Source organism: Micromonospora sp. M42, from assembly GCF_000568915.1.
In the GTDB taxonomy this organism is placed as follows: Bacteria; Actinomycetota; Actinomycetes; order Mycobacteriales; family Micromonosporaceae; genus Micromonospora; species Micromonospora chalcea.
On sequence record NZ_KK037233.1, the window covers coordinates 662,971 to 664,906 of the forward strand.

General features: G+C 75.7%; 2 protein-coding genes. One reads left to right on the plus strand and one right to left on the minus strand.

Features of this window, described 5'->3' with window-relative positions; all coding sequences use genetic code 11:
* Nucleotides 1-885 (minus strand): adenylate/guanylate cyclase domain-containing protein (locus tag MCBG_RS02625; RefSeq protein WP_223201022.1); only part of this gene is annotated, 885 nt, incomplete at its 3' end.
* 207 nt (nucleotides 886-1,092) lie between these two features.
* Here MCBG_RS02625 and MCBG_RS02630 point away from each other — a divergent pair.
* Nucleotides 1,093-1,936 (plus strand): AAA family ATPase (locus MCBG_RS02630; protein ID WP_043323589.1); only part of this gene is annotated, 844 nt, incomplete at its 3' end.

Consider the following 1,936-nt stretch of genomic DNA (forward strand, 5'->3'; position numbering starts at 1 on the left):
AGTGGGCGCGGCGCCCTCGGCCCGGGTGCGGAGCAGGTCGGCCAGGGGCGCCAGCTCGCCGGCCGGGTACGGCGGGCAGTACGCCACCCGCCGGAGTACCGGGACACCGTCCACCTGGGACACCGCGCGGATCACCTCGTGCAGCAGCCGGCTGCGGCCGCTGCCGGGCGGCCCGACCAGCGAGATCCACCGGGGACGTCGCTGCCGGAGCGCGGCGGTCACCTCCTCGGCCGCGGTGGCCAGCTCACGCCGTCGCCCGACCAGCGGGGCGCGATGCCGCGCCGGCCGGCGCCCGGCGGTCCCGGTCACCCGCCACACGTCCAGCGGCAGCGACTTGCCGGCGAGCGTCATGGTGGCCAGTGGACGCTGCTCGACCAGGCCGGCCACCGCGTCGCGGGTGACCGGGCAGACCACCACGCCACCGGGCGGCGCGTGCTCCTGGAGCCGGGCCGCGGTGGTGATGACCGCGCCGCTCGCCGCGCCGTGGCCGCCGTCGCGGGCGCCGGCCAGGTCGAGCAGCACCTCGCCGGTCGCCACGCCGACCCGCACGCGCAGCCGGACGCCGCCCGGCCGCCGCCGGTCCAGCGCGGCCTGGATGTCCAGCCCGGCCCGCACCGCCCGGTACGCGTCGAAGCCGTCCGAGGCGGACGCGCCGAACAGCGCCATCACCGCGTCGCCGACGTACTTCTCCACCACGCCCCGCCAGCGGCGCAGCACCGACGCGACGGTGCCGAAGTAGGCGCGTTGCAAGGCCCGCAGGTCCTCCGGGTCGAGCCGCTCGACCAGGCGGGTCGAGCCGACGATGTCGACGAAGAGGACGGTCACCGTGCGGCGTTCCTCCGGCACCGGCGGGCAGGCCGCGACGACGGCTTCCCGACTTACCACGGGCGTGGTGATCAACATCGCACCCACCCTTTCCCTGGTCCGGTGCCTGACGACCTCCGAAGACTTTCACCACCGGGTTCTCGGGGGATCGGTAGGACGACGTATGTCGGCCACCCGCAACCATTAGTCGTGTAGTCGACGCGAGGAGTACGAGTCCGACCCCGAGGCCGTAGAACGGTGCGGGGCCCTGTGACTAGGCTGCGTCCCATGGCCAGCGAAGTGGACACCGCACCGCTCGTCGGCCGCACCGGCACCATGGCGACGCTGCGGTCGGCGCTCTACGACGACCTGCGGCCCGGGCAGACCGGGGCGGTGTTCCTCACCGGTGAGAGCGGAGTGGGCAAGACCCGCCTGCTGAGCGAGGTCGGTGACCAGCTGCGGCAGGCCGGGGCCCTGGTGCTGACCGGCGCCTGCCTGGACATCGGTGACGCCTCGCCGCTGCACCCGGTACGCCAGGCGTTGCGCCGGCTCGACGCCGAGCAGGGCGAGGCGCGTACCGCGTCGGCGATCCGCGGGCTGTTGCAGGTCTTCGACGAGGAGACGCCCGGCCCGGACGGCGCCGGGGCGCTGCTGGAGCGCGTCGCCCAGGGCCTGCACCTGGTGGCCGGCGGGCGGCCGCTGGTGCTCGTCCTCGACGATCTGCAGTGGGTCGACCGCAGCACCCGGCAGCTCCTGCTCTACCTGCTCGCCGGTCTGGGCGACCTGCAGCTCTCCGTGCTGGCCGCGATCCGGGCCGAGTCGCTGCGCGGCGCGCACCCGCTGCGCCGGGTCCTCACCGAACTGCGCCGGCTGCGCTCGGTGCAGGTGGTCGATCTGCTGCCGCTGGACCGGGCCGCCACCGACGAGCTGGCCGCCGCCGTGGTCGGGGCGCCGCTGCCGCCGGAGGCCGCCGACCAGCTCTGGCGGCGCAGCGGCGGCAACCCGTTCGTGGCCGAGGAACTGGCCCGCGACCGGCGCGACGGCCGCGACGGCATCTCCGACACCGTGCGCGAGGTGTTCCTGGACCGGGTCGACGCGCTGCCGCAGCCCGCGCACGCCGTGGTGCACGCGG